The sequence below is a fragment of the Roseateles sp. P5_E1 genome, from assembly GCF_054049335.1.
Map to the genome: position 1 here is coordinate 1 of NZ_JBFUMN010000341.1, position 583 is coordinate 583.

General features: G+C 65.4%; 1 protein-coding gene. It reads right to left on the reverse strand.

What is annotated here, in order from left to right; all coding sequences use genetic code 11:
• Positions 1 to 56 precede the first annotated feature (56 nt).
• Positions 57 to 583 (reverse strand): ribonuclease E/G (locus ACXJKJ_RS31420; RefSeq protein ID WP_457395574.1); only part of this gene is annotated, 527 nt, incomplete at its 5' end.

Below are 583 nucleotides of genomic sequence, written 5' to 3' on the forward strand. Positions count from 1 at the left end.
GGCGTGCTCATCGTGACGCGAAAGCATCGGCGCGCGAGCGCGCCAACGCGTGGAGATCAGAGCAGCACGACATCGAACTGCTCCTGCAGGTATTGCTCGTCCGCCTGGAAGCGGATCGATTTGCCGAGGAATTCCTCCAGTTCGGCCACCGCCGAGGATTCCTCATCGGTGATCCGCGCCACCACCTTGGACGAGGCGATCACCAGCAGGCGTGCCGCATCGAACTGGCGCACCGCGCGGGTGATCTCGCGGAAGATCTCGTAGGTGACCGTTTCTGCGGTCTTGATCGAGCCGCGCCCGCTGCACTCCGGGCACGGCTCGGACAGCTGCCGCTCCAGGCTTTCCACGGTGCGCTTGCGGGTCATCTCGACCAGGCCGAGTGGTGAGAAGTCGTAGACGGTGGTCTTGGCATGGTCGCGGGCCAGCGCCTTTTCCAGCGTGCGCAGCACCTGGCGGCGATGCTCGGCATCGTCCATGTCGATGAAGTCGATGATGATGATGCCGCCCAGGTTGCGCAGCCGCAGCTGGCGCGCCACCGCCTGCGCGGCTTCCAGGTTGGTGCGGAACACCGTCTCTTCCAGGT